Source organism: Rhodospirillales bacterium (assembly GCA_016872535.1).
GTDB lineage: Bacteria > Pseudomonadota > Alphaproteobacteria > Rhodospirillales > 2-12-FULL-67-15 > 2-12-FULL-67-15.
Genome location: VGZQ01000003.1, coordinates 32,142 through 49,721, shown reverse-complemented (window position 1 = coordinate 49,721; position 17,580 = coordinate 32,142). Strand labels below are relative to the sequence as shown.

Sequence of the window (17,580 nt, the reverse complement as noted above, 5' to 3'; positions counted from 1 at the left end):
CTGCGACCATGAGCGATTACGCCGCGCCCGCCGCCGACATGCTGTTCGCCATGACTGAAGTGGCGAATTTGGCCCAAGTGCGGGCTTTGCCCGGCTGCGAGGAGGTGAACGAGGACCTTGTCGCCCAGGTTCTCGACGAAGCCGGGCGCTTCGCCGCCGACGTGCTCGCGCCACTCAACCGGATCGGCGATAGGCAAGGCTCTCGTCTTGAGAACGGGGTTGTCCGTACGCCCGAGGGGTTCGCCGACGCCTACGCCCGGTTTATCGCCGGCGGCTGGAACGCGGTGCCGTCTCCCGCCGAGTTCGGCGGCCAGGATCTGCCGTGGCTGGTGGCGACGGCGGTTTCAGAAATTTGGAATGCCGCGAATATGGCGTTTGCGCTCTGCCCGCTGCTCACTCAAAGCGCGATCGAGGTGCTAAGCGCGCACGGTTCCCCCGAACTCAAAACGACGTTCCTGCCTCGTCTGGTGTCCGGCCAATGGACCGGCACCATGGTGCTTACCGAACCGCAGGCCGGCTCCGACCTGGCGCGCATCCGCACTCGGGCTGTGCCGAATGGCCGGGCATGGCGCATTACCGGACAGAAAATTTTCATCACCTGGGGCGATCACGACGTCGCCGAGAACATCGTCCACATGGTTCTCGCCCGCACCCCCGGCGCGCCCGAGGGCATCAAAGGCCTGTCGCTCTTCCTGGTGCCCAAGTTCATCCCCGACCCCGATGGAAAACCGGGTGCGCGCAACGACCTCCGCGCCTTGTCACTTGAACATAAACTCGGCATCCATGCGAGCCCGACGGCGGTCATGGCTTTCGGCGAAAACGGCGGTGCGGAGGGTTATCTGGTCGGCGAGGAACACCGCGGCATCGAAAACATGTTCCTGATGATGAACAACGCGCGCTTGGCGATCGGCCTGCAGGGCGTCGCTTGCGCCGAGCGCGCCTACCAACGCACCCGGGCTTATGCGCGCGAGCGCGTGCAAAGCCGCGCGGCGGGTTCTCCCGATCACACCCCGCAGCCGATCGAGCGCCACCCCGACGTCCGGCGGATGCTTCTCTTCATGAAATCCCGTGCCGAGGTCGGCCGGCTGCTCGCTCTCTTCGTTGCCGCCCAGATCGACCTCTCGCGCCGTCATCCCGACCCCGTCGCGCGCGCTCGCCATCACGCCACGGTCGAAGTGATGACACCGGTGGTTAAGGGTTGGTGCACTGATGCCGGCATCGCCGCCGCCGATATCGGCGTCCAGGTGCACGGCGGCATGGGCTATATCGAGGAAACCGGCGCGGCGCAGCACCTGCGCGATGCCCGCATTACCGCCATCTACGAAGGTACCAACGGCATCCAGGCCCTCGATCTCGTCGGCCGCAAAGTCGGACGCGATCGGGCGCGCGCGGCGCTGAGTTTGATCGGTGAACTCTCGTTGCTCCGCCCGGAACTGGCGGCGCGCGCCGCTCGATCTGACTTCGCTTCGACCGCCGTCCACTTCGAAGCCGCGGTCGCCGCGCTCGACAGCGCGACCCGCTGGATCGCCACGACATGGCCCGACAATCCGGCCCATGTCGCCGCCGGCGCGACGGCCTATCTCAAGCTGTTCGGAACGGTGGTCGGCGGGTGGCTGGCCATCCGCGCGGCGCTCGCCGCCCAGGCGCTGCTCGATCGGGGCGGCGAATCGCCTTACACCGCGGAATTTCTCCAAAGCAAGATCGTGTGTGCCAGATTTTTTTCCGAACAAGATCTGGTGTCGGCCCCGGTTTTGGCTCGAATCGTGATTGAGGGTGGCGCCACCGTCGCCGACACGGGCCTTTTTGCGATCTGATCTCGGCATACAGGCGATTTCGGTTAACGCCGCGTTTGCCAAAAAGCCCGTTGTTTCTTGCTTTTCCGGCATACTTCGCCCACCTTGGGCGAACCCCGAATCGGGCACACACCATGAACGGCCTGACGCGTTACGTGCTGCACCAGCTGGCGATGGGGCTTGTCCTCGTCGCGCTTGCGCTCGTCTGCGTCATGTGGCTGTCCCAATCGCTCCGCTTCGTCGAAATGATCGTCAATCGCGGGCTCAGCGTAGGGGGATTCCTGTACCTCACCGCCCTGCTGCTGCCTAACCTGCTGTCGATCATTCTGCCGGTTGCGCTCTTCATCGCCGTCGCCTTCGTCTACGGCAAGATGATCGCCGATCGCGAGTTGGTGGTGATGCGCGCCGCCGGCATGAGCCAGCAGGAACTGATGCGTCCCGCGCTGATGGTCGCCACCGGCGTCGCGACCGTATTGTTCGTGCTCAACATCGACGTCCTACCCAGGTCCTACACGGCGTTCAAGGAGTTGCAGTGGACCATCCGCCATACTTTTTCGCACGTCCTGCTGCGCGAAGGCATGTTCACCCTCGTCCGACCCGGCATCACGGTTTACGTCCGCGAACGGACGGCCGACGAACAGCTGCACGGCGTCCTGGTCCATGACGAGCGCCGCCCGGGCAGGCCTTCGACCTTGATGGCCGCGCGCGGCGCGATGGTGAACGCCGACGACGGTTCGCGGATCGTATTATTCGACGGCAATCGTCAGGAAATGGACGCGCAAACGCACCAGTTGTCGGTACTCTATTTCGACCGCTACACGTTCGACATCGAACCGGCGCGCGGGACGACCGACGCGCGTTTCCGTGAGCCGCGCGAACGTACTCTCCCCGAGTTGTTCAACGCGGCGGGCGACTCCGGTCTCTCGCCGCGCGACAAGGGGCGCTTTCTGGTCGAGGGGCATAAGCGCCTGACGCAACCTTTTTCGGCTTTCGGATTTTCACTGATCGCGCTCGCCTGCCTGATTTCCGGCCCCTTCAGCCGCCGGGCGCAAACCAAGCGCGTGATGCTCGCGGTCGCCCTCATGATCGCCGCCCAAGCCGCGGCGATGGGGGTCGAGGGGTACGTGGTCAAACGGCCTTCGTTCGCCCCGCTGATCTACTTCAACACCATCATACCGATCGTCCTCGGCTACTGGTTCACGATCCGAACCCCGCGCCGACGCCGCGCAGCGGTTGCCGCCGCCTGAGATCCGCCATGCGTTTTTCCCAGACCCTGTCTCTCTATATCGCCCGCCATTATGCCCTCCATTTCATTGCGGTCCTCGGCCTGTTCGTGTTTTTGATTTTCGTATTCGACGTCGTCGAACTCATGCGTCGCGCCGCCGGCAAGCCCGGGGTCGGCATGCGGCTCATTTTCGAGATGGCGGCGCTCAAATTTCCGCACGCCATGCAGCTGACATTTCCGTTCGCCGTTCTGTTCGGCAGCATGGCGACCTTCTGGCGGATGACACGCAGCCACGAACTGGTCGTGACCCGCTCGGCTGGGGTATCCGCATGGCAATTCCTGATGCCGGTGCTGGTGGTCACGCTGCTGATCGGGGCGTTTCGCATCGGCGCGATCAACCCCTTCTCGGCGATCCTGTTGGCGCGGTACGAACGGATGGACACCGAACTGTTGAAATCCGGCGCCAGTGCCTTGACGCTCAGCGGCGGAGGGGTATGGCTGCGTCAAGGCGGGGACACGGGCCAAGTGGTGATCCGCTCGACCGGCATTTCGGTCGCCGGCGAGCGAGTAGAACTCAAATCCGTGATCGCTTTCCTTCATCAGGGCACCGACCGGTTCGCCGGGCGAATTGACGCGGATAATGCGGTCCTCGGTCTCGGCCATTGGACCCTGCGCGATGCCTGGGTGCATCGCCCGGGGGAGCCTCCGGCCTTCACGCCGTCCTATCGCCTGGCCACCGACCTGACGCTCGAACGCATTCAAGACAGCTTCGCTCCGCCCGAAACCATGTCGTTTTGGGATCTGCCCCAGTTCATCGACTCGCTCAGGGCCGCCGGCTTCTCGGCGCTTCGCCATCGCCTGCACCTGCAAAGCCTTCTCGCCGCTCCGTTCCTGATGATGGCGATGGTGCTGCTCGCGGCGACGTTCACGCTGCGACACGTCCGACAAGGGGGAACCACGGCGATTGTTGGCCTCGGCGTGCTGACCGGCTTTCTGGTTTATTTCTTTTCCGATATTTCGCTGGCCCTCGGTTTGTCGAGCGGTGTGCCGGTGATGCTCGCCGCCTGGTCGCCGTCGGGGGTCGCGGGCCTGATCGGCGCCGCGCTTCTGCTTCACTTGGAGGACGGCTGACCATGCGCGCCTACCTCCGCTCGCGCACGACCGAAGCGCTCGTGCTGGCCGCGCTCCTGTTCGCCGCCGCGCCCGCCGCCGGGCAGCCGCGCCCCGACACCGCCGTGCCGGCCAACCTCACCGCCGACGAGGTCATCCATAACCGCGACCTCGGCGTCGTCACCGCCAGCGGCAACGTCGAGATCGTCCACGGCCCACGCACCCTTTACGCCGACACCGTCACCTACAACCAACGCCAGGACCTGATCAGCGCCAGCGGCAACGTCCGTCTTCACGAATCGACCGGCGAGGTCATCTTCGCCGATTACGTCGAGCTGACCGGCGACATGCGCGAAGGCACCATGCAAAGCCTGCGCCTGCTGCTCGCCGACCGCTCGCGCGTGGCCGCCGCCTCGGCCCGCCGCTCGGACGGCACGCGCCACGACTTCGATCGGGCGGTCTACAGCCCGTGCGAGCCGTGCAAGACCAACCCGTCGCGCCCCCTGCTCTGGCAGGTGAAAGCCGTGCGTGTAATCCACGACGCCGACCGTCAAACGGTTGAATACAAGGACGCCTGGATGGAAATGTACGGCGTACCCGTCGCCTATACGCCCTACTTCTCCCACCCCGACCCGACCGTGAAGCGCCGCACCGGATTCCTCGCGCCCCATTACGGTGGCTCCAATTTCTTCGGCGCCATGGTGCAGACGCCGTTTTTCTGGGATATCGCGCCCAATCACGACCTGACCCTTACCCCCTTGTTTTCCACCAAGCAAAACGTCGGGGTCGGCGCCGAGCACCGTTTCATCGGCCATAACAGCGAAATCAAAGGCAAATTCAGCGGCGCGGTCGACGGCGACAGCGACCTGCGCGGCCACATCGACATGAAGGGCCGATTCAATGTTAACGACACCTGGCGATGGGGCCTGGACGCCCAACGCTCGACCGACGACACCTATACCCGCCAATACCGCTACACGACACCGCCGACCTTGATCTCACGGGCATACGCCGAAGGCTTCCGCGGGCGTAATTATGCGGTCGCCAACGCTTATGCTTTCCAGGGACTGCGCGCGGAGGACAAACCCGGTCAAGCGCCCCTGGTCCTGCCTTCGATCGATTATTCCCACCTCGGCGAACCGGGCGCGGGCGGCGGCCGCACCCGAATGGACGCCAACCTGCTCGCCTTCACCCGCAGCGAGGGAACCGACGTCCGGCGCCTGTCCGTCGCCCCCGGATGGGATCTCCCCTATGTCGGACCCGCCGGCGACATCTACAAGTTGTCGTTCACGTTGCGGGGCGATCTCTACCATGTCGACGACCACGTGATCGCCGGGCGCAGCAACACGTTCACCGGAGCCACGGGACGCTTTTATCCGGAAGCGGCGTTCGAGTGGCGCTACCCCTTTGTGCGCCGTCATGAGGGCGTCAGCGAGGTTTTCGAGCCGATCACTTCCCTTGTGGTTAGCCCCTACGGCGGCAATCTCGCGAAAATCCCGAACGAGGACAGCCGCGAAGTCGAGTTCGACGAAACCAACCTGTTCACCGGACGGCGTTTCGCCGGCCTCGACCGGGTCGAAACCGGCCCGCGGTTCAACTACGGCCTGCGTTGGGGGGTGTTCGGCGATCGCGGCGGCAGCACGTCGGTGCTGTTCGGCCAGTCGGTCCGCGTCCGCGACGACAGCACTTTTGCTTCGGGCACCGGTCTCGAGGACCACCTGTCGGATTTCGTCGGAAGGATCAATGTGCGCCCCCTGAAACACATAACCTTCGATTACCGGACTCGGATCGACAAAGAAAACTTCAGCCCGTCGCGCAGCGAGATCGGCGCCAGCGTCGGCCCGCAGGCTTTTTCCGTCAGCGCCAATTATCTCTCGGCCGAGAGAGCCGCCAACAGCGGCCTTCCGACCCTGGAACAGCTGAGCCTTTCCCTCAGATCGCAAATTTCGCGGAACTGGCGCTTCGGTTTCGCATCGCTTCAGGATCTCGAAACCGACGATTTGCGGGCCCTGGCGTTTAACGCCACGTACGAGGACGAGTGTTTCATCTTTTCCGCCGACGCGCGGCGCTCGTTCTTCTATGACCGCGACCTCAAAACCGACGATTCGATCACCTTCCGCCTGACCTTCAAGACCCTCGGCGAAATCGGAACCTCCGTCGCGCCCTGATCGGCGGCGGTGGCAAAGCGCCGGCGGCGGGATTATTATTTGTGATGATGATTTCGCGAACTGCTCTTGTCTTTTTAATGATCGCGACCGGCGCCACGGCCGCCGCTTGGCCGGCCGGGGCCCAGCAAGGAATTGTCCAGCCGCTCCAGGCGCGCACAACGGTCGAGGGGATTGCCGCTGTCGTCAACGACGAACCGATTTCCCGCCTCGATCTCGAGCACCGTCTCCGCTTCACCATGTTGACCGCCGGCCTTCCCGACACGGCCGAGACTCGCCGTCGCTTGATACCGGATGCGATCCAATCGCTGATCGACGAGCGCCTGAAAATCCAAGAAGCCAAGCGTATCGGGATCAAAGCCGAAAAAGGGGAAATCGAAAGCATTCTGGCGCGCATGGAATCGCAAGCCAACATGCCGCCCGGCGGCATGAAGGATTATCTGAACAGGGTTGGGATTGCCATCGATACCCTGACCGATCGGATCGAGTCCGACGTTCTGTGGCGCCAAATCGTCAATCGGCGCTACCGTCGCGGCATCCGCATCAGCGACGAGGAAATCGACGAGCATCTGGCCCGTATCCGCGCCAACGCCGGCAAGCCGCAGAGTCTCGCCGCCGAGATCTTCATTGCCGCCGACGATCCGGCCAAGGAGCGGGAAGCGGCGGCGTTGGCCGCCCGGCTGATCGACCAGATCCGGGGCGGCGTGCCGTTTCGCGCCATCGCCCAGAATTTTTCCCACAGTCCTTCGGCGGCCCAAGGCGGCGATCTCGGTTGGGTCTCGGCCGGACAGCTTGAGCAGGCGGCCGACCAGGCGCTTGCCCAACTGCAGCCCGGGCAAATCACGCCGCCGGTGCGCGGCGAAAACGGCTACTACATCTTGTTGCTGCGCGAGCGCCGCGCCGGGTCGGCCCTGCCCGAGGCCGAGCCCATGCTCACTCTGCACCAAGTTTTGGTACCGCTGCCGCCCAACCCGACACCGGCACAAATCCGGGTCCAGCTCGCCCAGGCCGAATCCCTCGTCGGCGATGCCAAGTCCTGCGCCGACATGGAGCGCGCCGCCAAGGCTTCCGGCTCACCCATGTCCGGCAGTCTCGGCACGGTCAAGTTGAGTTCGTTGCCGCCGGAGACCCGCGCGTTGGTCGAAAATCTTCCCGTCAATACCCCCAGCCAAGCCCTGCAAGCCAAGGACGCCTTCATCGTTATGATGGTTTGCAAGCGTGAAATACCCTCTGCCGCCGCCGAACAGCGCGATCGGGTGATGAACATGCTGATCGAGGAGCGCCTCCAGCTCGGCGCGCGCCAATACCTGCGCGATCTGCGTCGCTCCGCTTTCATCGACGTGCGGGTCTGACATGCCCCCCGCTTCGGCAACGCCGTCGAATGTGAGGGCCTCGACGACCGTCGGACCGGCGTCCGCGGGCGGCGCGCCGCTCGCGCTCACCATGGGCGAGCCCGCCGGCATCGGCGGCGAAATCGCCCTCAAGGCTTGGTTCGCGCGCGATCCCGAGCGCCTGCCGCCGTTTTTCCTGATCGACGACCCCGATCGGCTGGCGGCGCTCGCGCGGCGCCTCGCTCTTGCCGTTCCGATCAAGGCGATCGCCGGTCCCGAGGACGCGCGTGGCGCGTTTCGCTCGGCGCTCCCCGTTTTGCCCGAACCGCTGCCTAAGGCGGTCGAGCCGGGCCGACCCGATCCGGCCAACGGCCGCGCGGTGCTTCGCTCGATCGAACGCGCGGTCGAACTGGTTCAGGCCGGGCGCGCGGCCGCCGTCGTCACCAATCCGATCCATAAAGCGTCGCTCTACCGGGGTGGGTTCGCTCACGCCGGGCACACCGAATTCCTGGCGGCGCTGGCGAAAGTCGCGACGCCGCCGGTGATGATGCTGGCATGCGACGCGCTCCGCGTCGTGCCGGTGACGATTCACGTCAGCCTGATCGAATCGATCCGCAGCCTGACCACGGAAGCCATCGTCGCCAAATCCGCGATCACCGCCAAGGCGCTGGCCCGCGACTTCGGCATCCGCGCGCCGCGATTGGCCGTCGCCGGCCTCAATCCCCACGCCGGGGAAGGGTCCCGCTTGGGCACCGAGGAGGAAACCGTCATCCGCCCCGCGATCGAGCGGCTGACGGAACGCGGCATCGACGTGTCCGGGCCGTGGCCGCCGGACACCATGTTCGCCCCCGCCGCGCGCGAATCATACGACGCCGCCATTTGCATGTATCACGATCAGGCGCTGATCCCGATCAAGACCATCGCCTTCGACGAAGCGGTCAACCTGACGCTGGGATTGCCGTTCGTGCGCACATCGCCCGACCACGGCACCGCGTTCGACATCGCGGGCCGGGGCACGGCGCGGCCCGCGAGCCTGATCGCCGCGCTGCGCATGGCCGCGCGCATGGCGGCGATGCGCGCGCGGGTCGACATGACCTCGGGCGCCGGCGCCGCCGCCTTCACCGGCGACGGGATATGAGCGAAGCGCCGTCGGAAGTCCTGCCGCCGCTCCGCGATGTGATTCGCCGTTTCGACCTCGGCGCCCGGCGCGCGCTCGGCCAGCATTTCCTGCTCGACGCCAACTTGTGCGCGCGCATCGTCCGCGCGGCAACCGTCGTCCGGGGCGAGCGCGTTGTCGAAATCGGCCCCGGCCCGGGCGGGTTGACCCGCGCGCTGCTCGAAGCCGGAGCGGAGGTGACGGCGGTGGAAAAAGATTCTCGCTGCGTCGCCGCGCTCGCCGAACTGGAAACCGCCCACCCGGGAAGGCTGAGCGTGGTGGAGGCGGACGCCCTCGCCGTCGACCCGCGCGCCCTCGTTCCCGCGCCCCGACGCATCGTCGCCAACCTGCCCTACAATGTCGCGACGCCGCTCCTGATCGGCTGGCTCCGCCACATTCGCGAGGATGCGCATGCGTACGCGCGCCTGACGTTGATGTTCCAAAGGGAGGTCGCCGAACGCTTGCTCGCCGAACCCGGCACGAAAGCCTACGGGCGGCTTTCCGTGATGACCCGATGGCTGTGCGAAGTCGAGCGCGAATTCGACGTTTCGCCGAAGGCTTTCGTGCCGCCGCCCAAGGTCGTCTCGACCGTCGTCAACCTCGACCCGCGACCCCGGCCGCGCGGCGCCGACGTGCCGTGGGAGGCGATGGAACGAACCGTCGCCGCCGCGTTCGGCCAACGGCGCAAGATGCTGCGCCAGTCCCTGAAACGGATCGGCCTCGACCCCGAGGCCCGGGGCATCGACGGCACCCGGCGCGCGGAAACGCTCACGGTCGAGGAGTTCGCGGCGCTGGCGGCGGACTGAGGCGTTTCAGTCCGCGAGGCGGCGGAGACGGGCGAGCGTTTCACGCGCGAGCGCGGCCGTTAGCTCGGCCGCGGGCATTTCCCGACCGAGCGCCGCCGCCTGGCCGGACCACAACGGCGAGAAATCGCCCGAACCCGCCGCTTCCGCCCTGGCCCGGAGCGGCGCCAAGGCACCCGCCGCGAGCGGAAATTCGGGCGCGACGGCGGTGATCGGGCCGACCTCGCGCATCACCCGATTGACGATCCCCCGCGCCGGACGGCCGGTCATGACGTTGGTAATGCGGGTCGCGTCGTCGCGCGCGGATTTCAGTGCCGCGCGATACGGTGTGGAAATTTTCGCTTCCGGCGTGAACAGATAGGCGGTGCCGATCTGAACGCCGGCCGCGCCGAGGGCCAGCGCCGCCGCAATCCCGCGCGAATCCGAAATGCCGCCGGTCGCGATCACCGGCACCTTGACCGCATCGACGACCTGCGGCACCAGCGCGAACGTGCCGACCTGGCCGGCGATATCCATGTCGAGGAACATGCCGCGATGGCCGCCGGCTTCCGCTCCTTGCGCGATGATCGCGTCGACCCCGCGTGTTTCCAGCCGGCGCGCTTCCGCGACCGTGGTCGCGGAACTCATCACCGCGCAACCGGCGCGCTTGACGCGCGCGAGCAACTCGGGCGACGGCAGGCCGAAATGGAAGCTCGCCACGCGCGGTTTTAATTCTTCCACCAGCTCGCACATCGCAGCGTCGAACGGCAGGCGCAGGCTTGCCGCCACCGGCGCCGCCGGATCGAGCCCGTATTCGCGGTAGTAAGGCGCGAGCCGGTCGCGCCAGGCCGCCTCGCCCGCGTTGTTCAATTCGGGCGGTGTGTGACAGAAGAAATTGAGGTTGAAGGGTTTATCGGTGCGCCGGCGGATCCTATCGACCTCGGCGCGGATTTGCGCCGCGTTCAGCATCGCGCACGGCAACGAACCGAGGCCGCCCGCCGCCGAAACCTCGGCCGCGAGCGCGCCGTCCATGGCGCCCGCCATCGGCGCCTGGATCAGCGGATGCTCGATTCCGAACAGTTCGGTCAATCGCCGGTCGGGCCACATGGCGAAACGCCTACTCCTTCCCGCACATCTCGCCGACAAAGTCCGAGAGGCCCGTCTGACGGTCGCGCCGTAGCCGTTCGGCGGCGAGGATCGCTTGCACGCGCGCGACCGAGGATTCCACGTCGACGTTGACCACGATGTAATCGTACTCGGCCCAATGGCTCATCTCGGACGCGGCGCGGGCCATGCGGCTCCGCACCACGTCGTCCGAATCCTGGGCGCGCGCACGCAGGCGGTTCTCCAGTTCCGCCATCGACGGCGGCAGGATGAACACGCTCGCCAAGTCCGACCGGGCCGTTTCCTTGAGCTTTTGCGTTCCCTGCCAATCGACGTCGAACAGCACGTCGCGGCCGGCGGCCAGCGCCGTTTCCACCGCCGCGCGCGGCGTGCCGTAGAGGTTGTCGAACACCCGGGCGTGTTCGAGAAACTCGTTTTTTTTCACCATCGCCTCGAATTGGGCAACGGTCTTGAAAAAATAGTCCTTGCCTTCAACCTCGCCCGGGCGCGGCGACCTGGTGGTGGCCGACACCGACATGACCAGGCCGGGCTCGCGTTTCAACAACTCACGCGAAATCGTCGTCTTACCCGCGCCCGACGGCGAGGACAACACCAGCATCAGGCCGCGGCGGTGGATTCCGTGCTGCATCCGGTCGTTCCTATTCGATGTTCTGGCCTATTCGATGTTCTGGCCTATTCGATGTTCTGGATTTGCTCGCGCATTTGCTCGATCGCCGCTTTGAGGTCGAGGCCGATGCGGGTCAGCTCGATCTCCTCGGACTTGGAGCAGAGCGTGTTGGCCTCGCGGTTGAACTCCTGGCAGAGAAAATCGAGCCGGCGCCCCACGCCCGCGCCGGCGGCGATCAATTCGCGCGCCTGGCCGACGTGGGCCTTCAGGCGGTCCAATTCCTCGCGCAGGTCGGCCTTGGCGGCGAGCAACGCCACCTCCTGCGCCAACCGCTCGGACGACATGCCCGGCGATGCCTCCAGCAGTTCGGCGACGTTTTTCTTGAGGCGGGCTTGAATCGCCTGCGGCTGGATGGCGGCGAGCTTTTCCGCCGCGCGCGTCAACGCTTCGATTTCGTCGAGACGCGCGCGGAGCGCCTCGGCCAGCTTACGACCCTCGCCCCCGCGCGCGAGCACGAGGCGAAGCAGCGCCTGGTCGAGATCGCCGAGGATCGCCGTATCGCGCCGCTCGCGTTCTTCCGCGCTCGGTTCGTGATCGACCGTTTCGATCACGCCCCGCAAGGCCAAGAGGCCATCGACCGACGGCGGCCTGGCCGACGGCAGGCGGTGGGCCAATTCGCCCGCGAGATGGATCGCCTGCTCCAGCACGTCCCGGTTGACGGCGATTTTCGCGCCCCCGCCCGCGGCGGTCACGGTCAACGTCGCTTGGACATTGCCGCGCTTCAGGTGCTTGGCGATTAGATCCCGCGCCGGCCCCTCGATCCGCTCGTAGCCGGGCGGCAGGCGCAGCCGGGAATCGAGCCCACGTCCGTTGACGCTGCGGACTTCCCACGCCCAAGCGGCTTGGTCGTCCTTGCCCTCGGCACGGGCAAACCCGGTCATGGAATAGAGCGTCATGGAGACTTCTCCGCTTTGGGCGTTTATAGCCCGCGCCGCGCGGACCCGCCAATGCTAGGATAATCCATGACTCTGCGCCCCGAACCGTCGTCCATTCTGATCACCGGCGCCTCCAGCGGGCTCGGCCGGGCGTTGGCGCTCCGCTACGCCTGCTCCGGCGCGCGGCTTTTTCTTTCCGGCCGCGATTCGGCAAGACTCGCGGAAACCCACGCCGCGTGCGTCGCCAAGGGCGCGGAGGTCGTAGCCGAAACGATCGATGTTGCCGACCGGGCGGCCATGGATGCCTGGATCGCGCGCGCTGATGCCGCGAGATCGCTCGATCTCGTCGTCGCCAACGCCGGCATTTCTGGCGGTACCGGCGGCAGCGGCGAGAACGAGGATCAGACGCGCGCCATCTTCGCGATCAACCTCGACGGCGTGGTCAACACCGTGTGGCCGGCGATCCGGGCGATGCGGGCGCGGCGCGCGGGCCAGATCGCGATCATCGCCTCGCTCGCGGGCTATCGCGGTCTGCCCGGCGCGCCGGCCTATTCGGCGAGCAAGGCGGCGGCCAAGACCTGGGGCGAAGGTTTGCGCGGGTGGCTGAAACCGGAAGGTATTTCGGTCAACGTGGTCTGCCCGGGCTTCGTGACGACGCGGATGACGGCGAACAATCGTTTCCCGATGCCATTCCTAATGGATGCGGAACGCGCCGCCGACATCATCGTCGCCGGCTTGCGGCGCAATAAACCGCGCATCAGCTTTCCCCGCCCGACCGCGTTCCTGACCTGGCTGTTCGCGGCTCTCCCGCCCGCCTGGACCGATCCGCTGCTGACGCGGATGCCGAAGAAGGATTGAGTGCCGTTATTTCGGCGGCACCGCGTTCCCGTCCCGCCCGTCCCGAATCCGGCGCCAGCGCGCGACGTTGCGGTTGTGCTCGTCGAGGGTCTTAGCGAAAGCGTGGCCGCCCGTGCCGTCGGCGACGAAATAGAGTTCGTCCGACGCAACCGGATTGAGCACGGCCTCGATCGACGACCGTCCCGGATTGGCGATCGGCCCCGGCGGCAGGCCGGCGCGGGTGTAGGTGTTGTAGGGCGTGTCCGCCTCCAGATCGGCGCGAGCGAGCGCGCGGTTGAAGTTCCCCTCGCCCCGGCTGATGCCGTAAATCACGGTCGGGTCCGATTGCAGCTTCATGTTGGCCTTGAGGCGGTTCAGGAACACCGCCGCGATGCGCGGCCGTTCCGCGGCGACGCCGGTTTCCTTCTCGACGATGGAGGCGAGCGTCAACGCTTCCTCCGGCGTTTTGAGAATGGGCGGCGCCGAGCGCCCCGATAGGGGCGCATTGTCTGTTGCGCGCGGGGATTCGCCCGCGCGCGCGCCCCAGGCGCGCGCAAGCGCATCGCGCATGGCCGCTTCCATCCGCTCCACCAATCCCTGGCGCGTGTCGCCCCAGGAGTAATGATAAGTCTCGGGCAACAGCCAGCCCTCGCCCGCGAGGCGCGTGACTGGTCCTTCGAGCCCCTCGGCGTCGATCAGCAATCCCATCACCTGCCGGACCGTGAGCCCTTCCGGCACGGTCAGGCGCCGCACCACCGTGCGCCCGCTTTGCAGCAGACGGATGGCCTCGAACGCGCTCGCGCGCGCGGGGAATTCGTATTCGCCGGCGCGCAGGGGTTTCGAGCGCCCCAGGATTCGCGCTGCGAGACGGAACAGCCAAGGATCGGCAATCACGCCCGACTCATGCAGGCGCCGCGCGATGCCTTCGCCGCCCGCGCCCTTGGGGATGACGACCGCGTGCGGCCGGGCGAGCGGCCCCGGCCCGTCGAGCCTGGACCAGGCGACGGCCCCGCCGAACGCAAGCCCGAGCGCGAGAAGAAGCAGAACGATTAGGAACGTACGGGCGGGCCGAAGCGCCACCGCCGGGTCCCGTCAGTTGACGGCCTTGAACACGAGCGAGGCGTTGGTGCCGCCGAAGCCGAAGGAATTGGAGAGCGCGGCGCGGATCGGGCGTTCCTTGGGCTGGTGGGGAACCAGGTCGATGTCGCAGCCGTCCGAGGGATTGTCGAGATTGAGCGTCGGCGGCGCCACCCCGTGATTGATGGCGAGAATCGAATAGATCGCCTCGACCGCCCCCGCCGCGCCGAGCAGATGTCCGATCGAGGACTTGGTCGACGACATGGAAATCTTATACGCCGCGTCGCCGAACACCTTCTTGACCGCGTTCAGTTCGATCTCGTCGCCGAGCGGGGTCGAGGTGCCATGGGCGTTGACGTAGTCGATTTCGTCCGGGTTCATCTTCGCGCGCTTGAGCGCCATTTTCATGCACCGCTGCGCCCCGTCGCCGTCGGCGGCCGGCGCCGTGATGTGGTGGGCGTCGCCGGACAGGCCGTAGCCGACCACCTCGGCGTAAATCTTGGCGCCACGCTTCCTGGCGTGTTCGTATTCTTCCAGCACCACGACACCGGCGCCGTCGCCCATGACGAAGCCATCGCGATCCTTGTCCCAGGGCCGCGACGCCTTTTCCGGCGTGTCGTTGAATTTGGTCGCCAGCGCGCGCGCGGCGCAGAAGCCGGCCATGCCGATGCGGCAGACGGCGGCTTCGGCCCCACCCGCGATCATCACGTCGGCATCGTCCCACATGATCAACCGCGCGGCGTCGCCGATGGCGTGCGCACCGGTCGAGCACGCGGTCACCACCGCGTGATTCGGGCCCTTGAACCCGTGGCGGATCGACACGTGGCCGGAAACGAGATTGATCAGACTCGCCGGGATGAAGAACGGGCTCACTTTGCGCGACTGGCCCTTTTCGACGATGGACGCGGTGCGGGCGATTTCCGGCAGACCGCCGATGCCCGAGCCGATCAGCACGCCGGTGCGGCAGCGGCCTTCCTCGCTCTCCGGTTTCCAGCCCGAATCCTCGATCGCCTGGTTCGCGGCGGCAAGTCCGTAGATGATGAAGTCGTCCATCCGCCGCTGGTCCTTGGGCGGAATCCAGTCGTCGGGATTGAAGAGGCCCGAGGACGTTTCGCCACGCGGCACCTGGCCCGCGATCTTGGCCGGCAGGTCGGAGGTGTCGAAGGATTGAATCGAACCGATACCGGAACGGCCCGCCATCAAGCCATCCCAGTTCGTCTTAATGCCGACGCCGAGCGGGGACACAATCCCGATCCCGGTGACGACCACGCGTCTCAGGGAATTATCTACCTGACCCATCGCTGTGCCCGCGACGACGACCGAAGCGGCGGCGCTCCGATCCGCTCACTTCTTCGACTGAGACTGAATGAAACCGATCGCGTCTTTGATCGTCTGGATTTTCTCGGCTGCGTCGTCGGGGATTTCGATGCCGAATTCCTCCTCGAACGCCATGACCAATTCGACGGTATCGAGGCTGTCGGCCCCCAAATCCTCGATGAAGTGCGCCCCTTCCACGACCTTCGAGGCATCGACCCCCAGGTGCTCGACAACGATTTTCTTCACGCGCTCGGCAACGTCGCTCATGATTCTAGACCTCGAATTCGTTGATGTCCGTCGGTTCGAAAAAACCACCGCGGTAGCGGTTTCCTAACACAATCTACCCCCCTTGGCTAGGCGCCCGAAGGCCCCAAAGCCGCCCGGCGGGCCTTAGATCATGGCCAAGCCGCCGTTGACGTGCAGCGTCTGGCCGGTGACGTAGGCCGCTTCCTCGCTCGCCAGATACACCACGGCGGCGGCGACGTCGGCGGGGGTGCCCAGCCGCGCGGCGGGAATGTTCTGGGCGAGCTTTTGCTTCTGTTCCTCGGAAAGCGAATCGGTCATGGCGGTGACGATGAATCCGGGCGCGACGCAATTGACGGTGATGTTGCGCGAGGCGACTTCCTGGGCAAGCGCCTTCGACATGCCGAACAGGCCGGCCTTGGAAGCGGCATAGTTGGCCTGGCCCGCGTTGCCGGTCGCGCCGACCACGGACGAAATGGAAACGATCCGCCCCCAACGGTTTTTCATCATGCCGCGCAGCACCGCGCGGCTGAGACGGAACGCGGAGGTAAGATTGACGTCGAGGACTTTCTGCCAGTCCTCGTCCTTCATCCGCACCGCGAGTCCGTCGCGGGTGAGGCCCGCGTTGTTGACCAGGATATCGACGCCGCCGAGAGCCGCGTCCGCCGCCTTGATCAATCCGTCCGCCGCCGCCGGATCGGATAAATCGGCGGGCAGGACGTGCGCGCGTTCCTTCAACTCGGCGGCGAGCGCGTTGAGCGCGTCGACGCGGGTGCCCGACAATCCGACTACGGCGCCTTGAGCCTGCAACGCGCGCGCGATCGATCCGCCGATGCCGCCCGACGCTCCCGTCACCAACGCGCGCTTGCCCTGAAGATCAAACATCGTTCCCTGTCCCATCCACGGTAGCCGTCTACAGCGCTTTGAGAAAGCCCTCGACATCGGCCGGAACGCCGACGCTGGTAAACGCGATCTCGGGCGCGGTCCGCTTGCCGAGACCGGCGAGAACCTTGCCCGCGCCCAATTCGGCCGCCTGGGTCACCCCGCTGCCCTTCAGAAATTCGACGCTTTCGCGCCAACGAACCATGCCGGTGACCTGCTCGGCGAGGCGACGACGAATATCGCCGATCTCGCTGACCGGCCCGGCGGTGACGTTGGCGACCACCGGAACCTTGGGCGCGTGCATCTGCACGTCCGCCAGCGCCTTGACCATGACCTCGGCCGCCGGCGCCATTAGGGCGCAATGGAAGGGCGCGCTCACCGGCAACAGCATGGCGCGCTTGGCGCCCTTGGTCTTGGCGATCGCGACCGCGCGTTCGACCGCGCTCTTGTGGCCGCTCACCACCACCTGACCGGGGGCGTTGTCGTTGGCGGCGTCGCACACCTCGCCCTGCGCGGCCTCGGCGGCGGCCGCGCGCGCGCCGTCGAGATCGAGCCCAAGCAGCGCCGCCATGGCACCGACGCCGACCGGTACCGCTTCCTGCATGGCGCGGCCGCGCGTCCTGAGCAGCCGGGCGGTATCGGCGAGCGAAAAAGCGCCAACGGCGGCGAGCGCCGAATATTCGCCGAGGCTGTGACCGGCGACGAACGACACGTGGCGCGCGAGATCGAGACCCCCTTCGCGCTCGAGGGTACGCACGATCGCGAGGCTGACCGCCATCAGCGCGGGCTGGGCGTTTTCGGTCAGGGTCAAATCCGCCTCGGGGCCCTCGAACATGAGGCGACTCAGGTTCTGCTTGAGGGCCTCGTCGACCTCCTCGAACACTTGGCGGGCGGGGGCGAAGGCCTCGGCCAATTCGCGCCCCATGCCGACCGCCTGGGAGCCTTGTCCGGGGAACACGAGCGCGCGGGTCATGGGCGAAGTTTCTCCTTGTTTT

The 17,580-nt window shown here is 66.4% G+C and carries 16 protein-coding genes; 8 read left to right on the top strand and 8 right to left on the bottom strand.

The window, feature by feature from the left end:
- The first annotated feature begins 8 nt into the window (after positions 1-8).
- The 7 genes from FJ311_01420 (at position 9) to rsmA (ending at position 9,586) form a co-directional block, all read left to right on the top strand.
- Complete coding sequence (locus FJ311_01420) at positions 9-1,814, top strand: acyl-CoA dehydrogenase (protein ID MBM3950096.1); 1,806 nt, start codon at positions 9-11, stop codon at positions 1,812-1,814.
- Positions 1,815-1,948: 134 nt separating this feature from the next.
- Positions 1,949-3,040, top strand: coding sequence for an LPS export ABC transporter permease LptF (gene lptF / locus FJ311_01415; GenBank protein MBM3950095.1), 1,092 nt, complete (start codon positions 1,949-1,951; stop codon positions 3,038-3,040).
- 8 nt (positions 3,041-3,048) lie between these two features.
- Positions 3,049-4,149 carry an LPS export ABC transporter permease LptG gene (gene lptG, locus FJ311_01410; protein ID MBM3950094.1) on the top strand — a complete coding sequence of 367 codons (1,101 nt, stop codon included), beginning with the start codon at positions 3,049-3,051 and terminating at the stop codon, positions 4,147-4,149.
- A 2-nt stretch (positions 4,150-4,151) separates the two neighbouring features.
- Positions 4,152-6,296 carry an LPS-assembly protein LptD gene (locus FJ311_01405; protein ID MBM3950093.1) on the top strand — a complete coding sequence of 715 codons (2,145 nt, stop codon included), beginning with the start codon at positions 4,152-4,154 and terminating at the stop codon, positions 6,294-6,296.
- A gap of 44 nt (positions 6,297-6,340) precedes the next feature.
- On the top strand, positions 6,341-7,645 hold the full coding sequence (locus tag FJ311_01400) for a hypothetical protein (GenBank protein MBM3950092.1): 1,305 nt from the start codon (positions 6,341-6,343) through the stop codon (positions 7,643-7,645).
- A gap of 1 nt (position 7,646) precedes the next feature.
- Positions 7,647-8,762 carry a 4-hydroxythreonine-4-phosphate dehydrogenase PdxA gene (gene pdxA / locus FJ311_01395; protein ID MBM3950091.1) on the top strand — a complete coding sequence of 372 codons (1,116 nt, stop codon included), beginning with the start codon at positions 7,647-7,649 and terminating at the stop codon, positions 8,760-8,762.
- On the top strand, positions 8,759-9,586 hold the full coding sequence (rsmA, locus tag FJ311_01390) for a 16S rRNA (adenine(1518)-N(6)/adenine(1519)-N(6))-dimethyltransferase RsmA (protein ID MBM3950090.1): 828 nt from the start codon (positions 8,759-8,761) through the stop codon (positions 9,584-9,586). Before pdxA ends, rsmA begins: the two co-directional genes overlap by 4 nt.
- A 6-nt stretch (positions 9,587-9,592) precedes the next feature.
- On the opposite strand, the gene FJ311_01385 is transcribed toward rsmA, so the two are convergent.
- The 3 genes from FJ311_01385 to FJ311_01375 are packed head-to-tail and all read right to left on the bottom strand — an operon-like array spanning position 9,593 to position 12,250.
- Entirely contained in the window at positions 9,593-10,669 is a 1,077-nt protein-coding gene (locus FJ311_01385; protein MBM3950089.1) for a nitronate monooxygenase, read from the bottom strand.
- Between the two features lie 10 nt (positions 10,670-10,679).
- Positions 10,680-11,315 (bottom strand): guanylate kinase, encoded by a 636-nt coding sequence (locus FJ311_01380; protein MBM3950088.1) that lies wholly within the window; start codon positions 11,313-11,315, stop codon positions 10,680-10,682.
- A gap of 44 nt (positions 11,316-11,359) precedes the next feature.
- Positions 11,360-12,250: a YicC family protein gene (locus FJ311_01375; GenBank protein ID MBM3950087.1), complete on the bottom strand. Its 891-nt coding sequence runs from the start codon at positions 12,248-12,250 to the stop codon at positions 11,360-11,362.
- A gap of 66 nt (positions 12,251-12,316) precedes the next feature.
- Here FJ311_01375 and FJ311_01370 point away from each other — a divergent pair, with 66 nt between their 5' ends.
- A complete protein-coding gene (locus FJ311_01370) occupies positions 12,317-13,087 on the top strand; it encodes an SDR family NAD(P)-dependent oxidoreductase (protein ID MBM3950086.1) in 771 nt (256 codons plus the stop codon).
- Between the two features lie 6 nt (positions 13,088-13,093).
- Here FJ311_01370 and mltG read toward each other — a convergent pair whose 3' ends face one another.
- The 5 genes from mltG to fabD form a co-directional block, all read right to left on the bottom strand.
- Positions 13,094-14,146, bottom strand: a complete 1,053-nt coding sequence (gene mltG, locus FJ311_01365; protein ID MBM3950085.1) for an endolytic transglycosylase MltG — start codon at positions 14,144-14,146, stop codon at positions 13,094-13,096.
- A 12-nt stretch (positions 14,147-14,158) separates the two neighbouring features.
- Complete coding sequence (gene fabF, locus FJ311_01360; GenBank protein MBM3950084.1) at positions 14,159-15,421, bottom strand: beta-ketoacyl-ACP synthase II; 1,263 nt, start codon at positions 15,419-15,421, stop codon at positions 14,159-14,161.
- Positions 15,422-15,487: 66 nt separating this feature from the next.
- The gene (locus FJ311_01355) at positions 15,488-15,727 is read right to left on the bottom strand and encodes an acyl carrier protein (GenBank protein ID MBM3950083.1); all 240 of its coding nucleotides are present in this window, start codon (positions 15,725-15,727) and stop codon (positions 15,488-15,490) included.
- Between the two features lie 123 nt (positions 15,728-15,850).
- Positions 15,851-16,588 (bottom strand): 3-oxoacyl-[acyl-carrier-protein] reductase, encoded by a 738-nt coding sequence (fabG, locus tag FJ311_01350; protein MBM3950082.1) that lies wholly within the window; start codon positions 16,586-16,588, stop codon positions 15,851-15,853.
- Positions 16,589-16,616: 28 nt separating this feature from the next.
- A complete protein-coding gene (gene fabD, locus FJ311_01345) occupies positions 16,617-17,558 on the bottom strand; it encodes an ACP S-malonyltransferase (GenBank protein ID MBM3950081.1) in 942 nt (313 codons plus the stop codon).
- Positions 17,559-17,580: the final 22 nt, after the last annotated feature.

Excerpts from the sequence above, each read along its gene's own strand:
- FJ311_01420 (MBM3950096.1), top strand. The coding sequence starts at position 9 with ATGAGCGATTACGCCGCGCCCGCCGCCGACATGCTGTTCGCCATGACT.
- lptG (MBM3950094.1), top strand. The coding sequence starts at position 3,049 with ATGCGTTTTTCCCAGACCCTGTCTCTCTATATCGCCCGCCATTATGCC.
- FJ311_01405 (MBM3950093.1), top strand. The coding sequence starts at position 4,152 with ATGCGCGCCTACCTCCGCTCGCGCACGACCGAAGCGCTCGTGCTGGCC.
- FJ311_01400 (MBM3950092.1), top strand. The coding sequence starts at position 6,341 with ATGATGATTTCGCGAACTGCTCTTGTCTTTTTAATGATCGCGACCGGC.
- pdxA (MBM3950091.1), top strand. The coding sequence starts at position 7,647 with ATGCCCCCCGCTTCGGCAACGCCGTCGAATGTGAGGGCCTCGACGACC.
- rsmA (MBM3950090.1), top strand. The coding sequence starts at position 8,759 with ATGAGCGAAGCGCCGTCGGAAGTCCTGCCGCCGCTCCGCGATGTGATT.
- FJ311_01385 (MBM3950089.1), bottom strand. The coding sequence starts at position 10,669 with ATGTGGCCCGACCGGCGATTGACCGAACTGTTCGGAATCGAGCATCCG.
- FJ311_01380 (MBM3950088.1), bottom strand. The coding sequence starts at position 11,315 with ATGCAGCACGGAATCCACCGCCGCGGCCTGATGCTGGTGTTGTCCTCG.
- FJ311_01375 (MBM3950087.1), bottom strand. The coding sequence starts at position 12,250 with ATGACGCTCTATTCCATGACCGGGTTTGCCCGTGCCGAGGGCAAGGAC.
- FJ311_01370 (MBM3950086.1), top strand. The coding sequence starts at position 12,317 with ATGACTCTGCGCCCCGAACCGTCGTCCATTCTGATCACCGGCGCCTCC.
- FJ311_01355 (MBM3950083.1), bottom strand. The coding sequence starts at position 15,727 with ATGAGCGACGTTGCCGAGCGCGTGAAGAAAATCGTTGTCGAGCACCTG.
- fabG (MBM3950082.1), bottom strand. The coding sequence starts at position 16,588 with ATGTTTGATCTTCAGGGCAAGCGCGCGTTGGTGACGGGAGCGTCGGGC.
- fabD (MBM3950081.1), bottom strand. The coding sequence starts at position 17,558 with ATGACCCGCGCGCTCGTGTTCCCCGGACAAGGCTCCCAGGCGGTCGGC.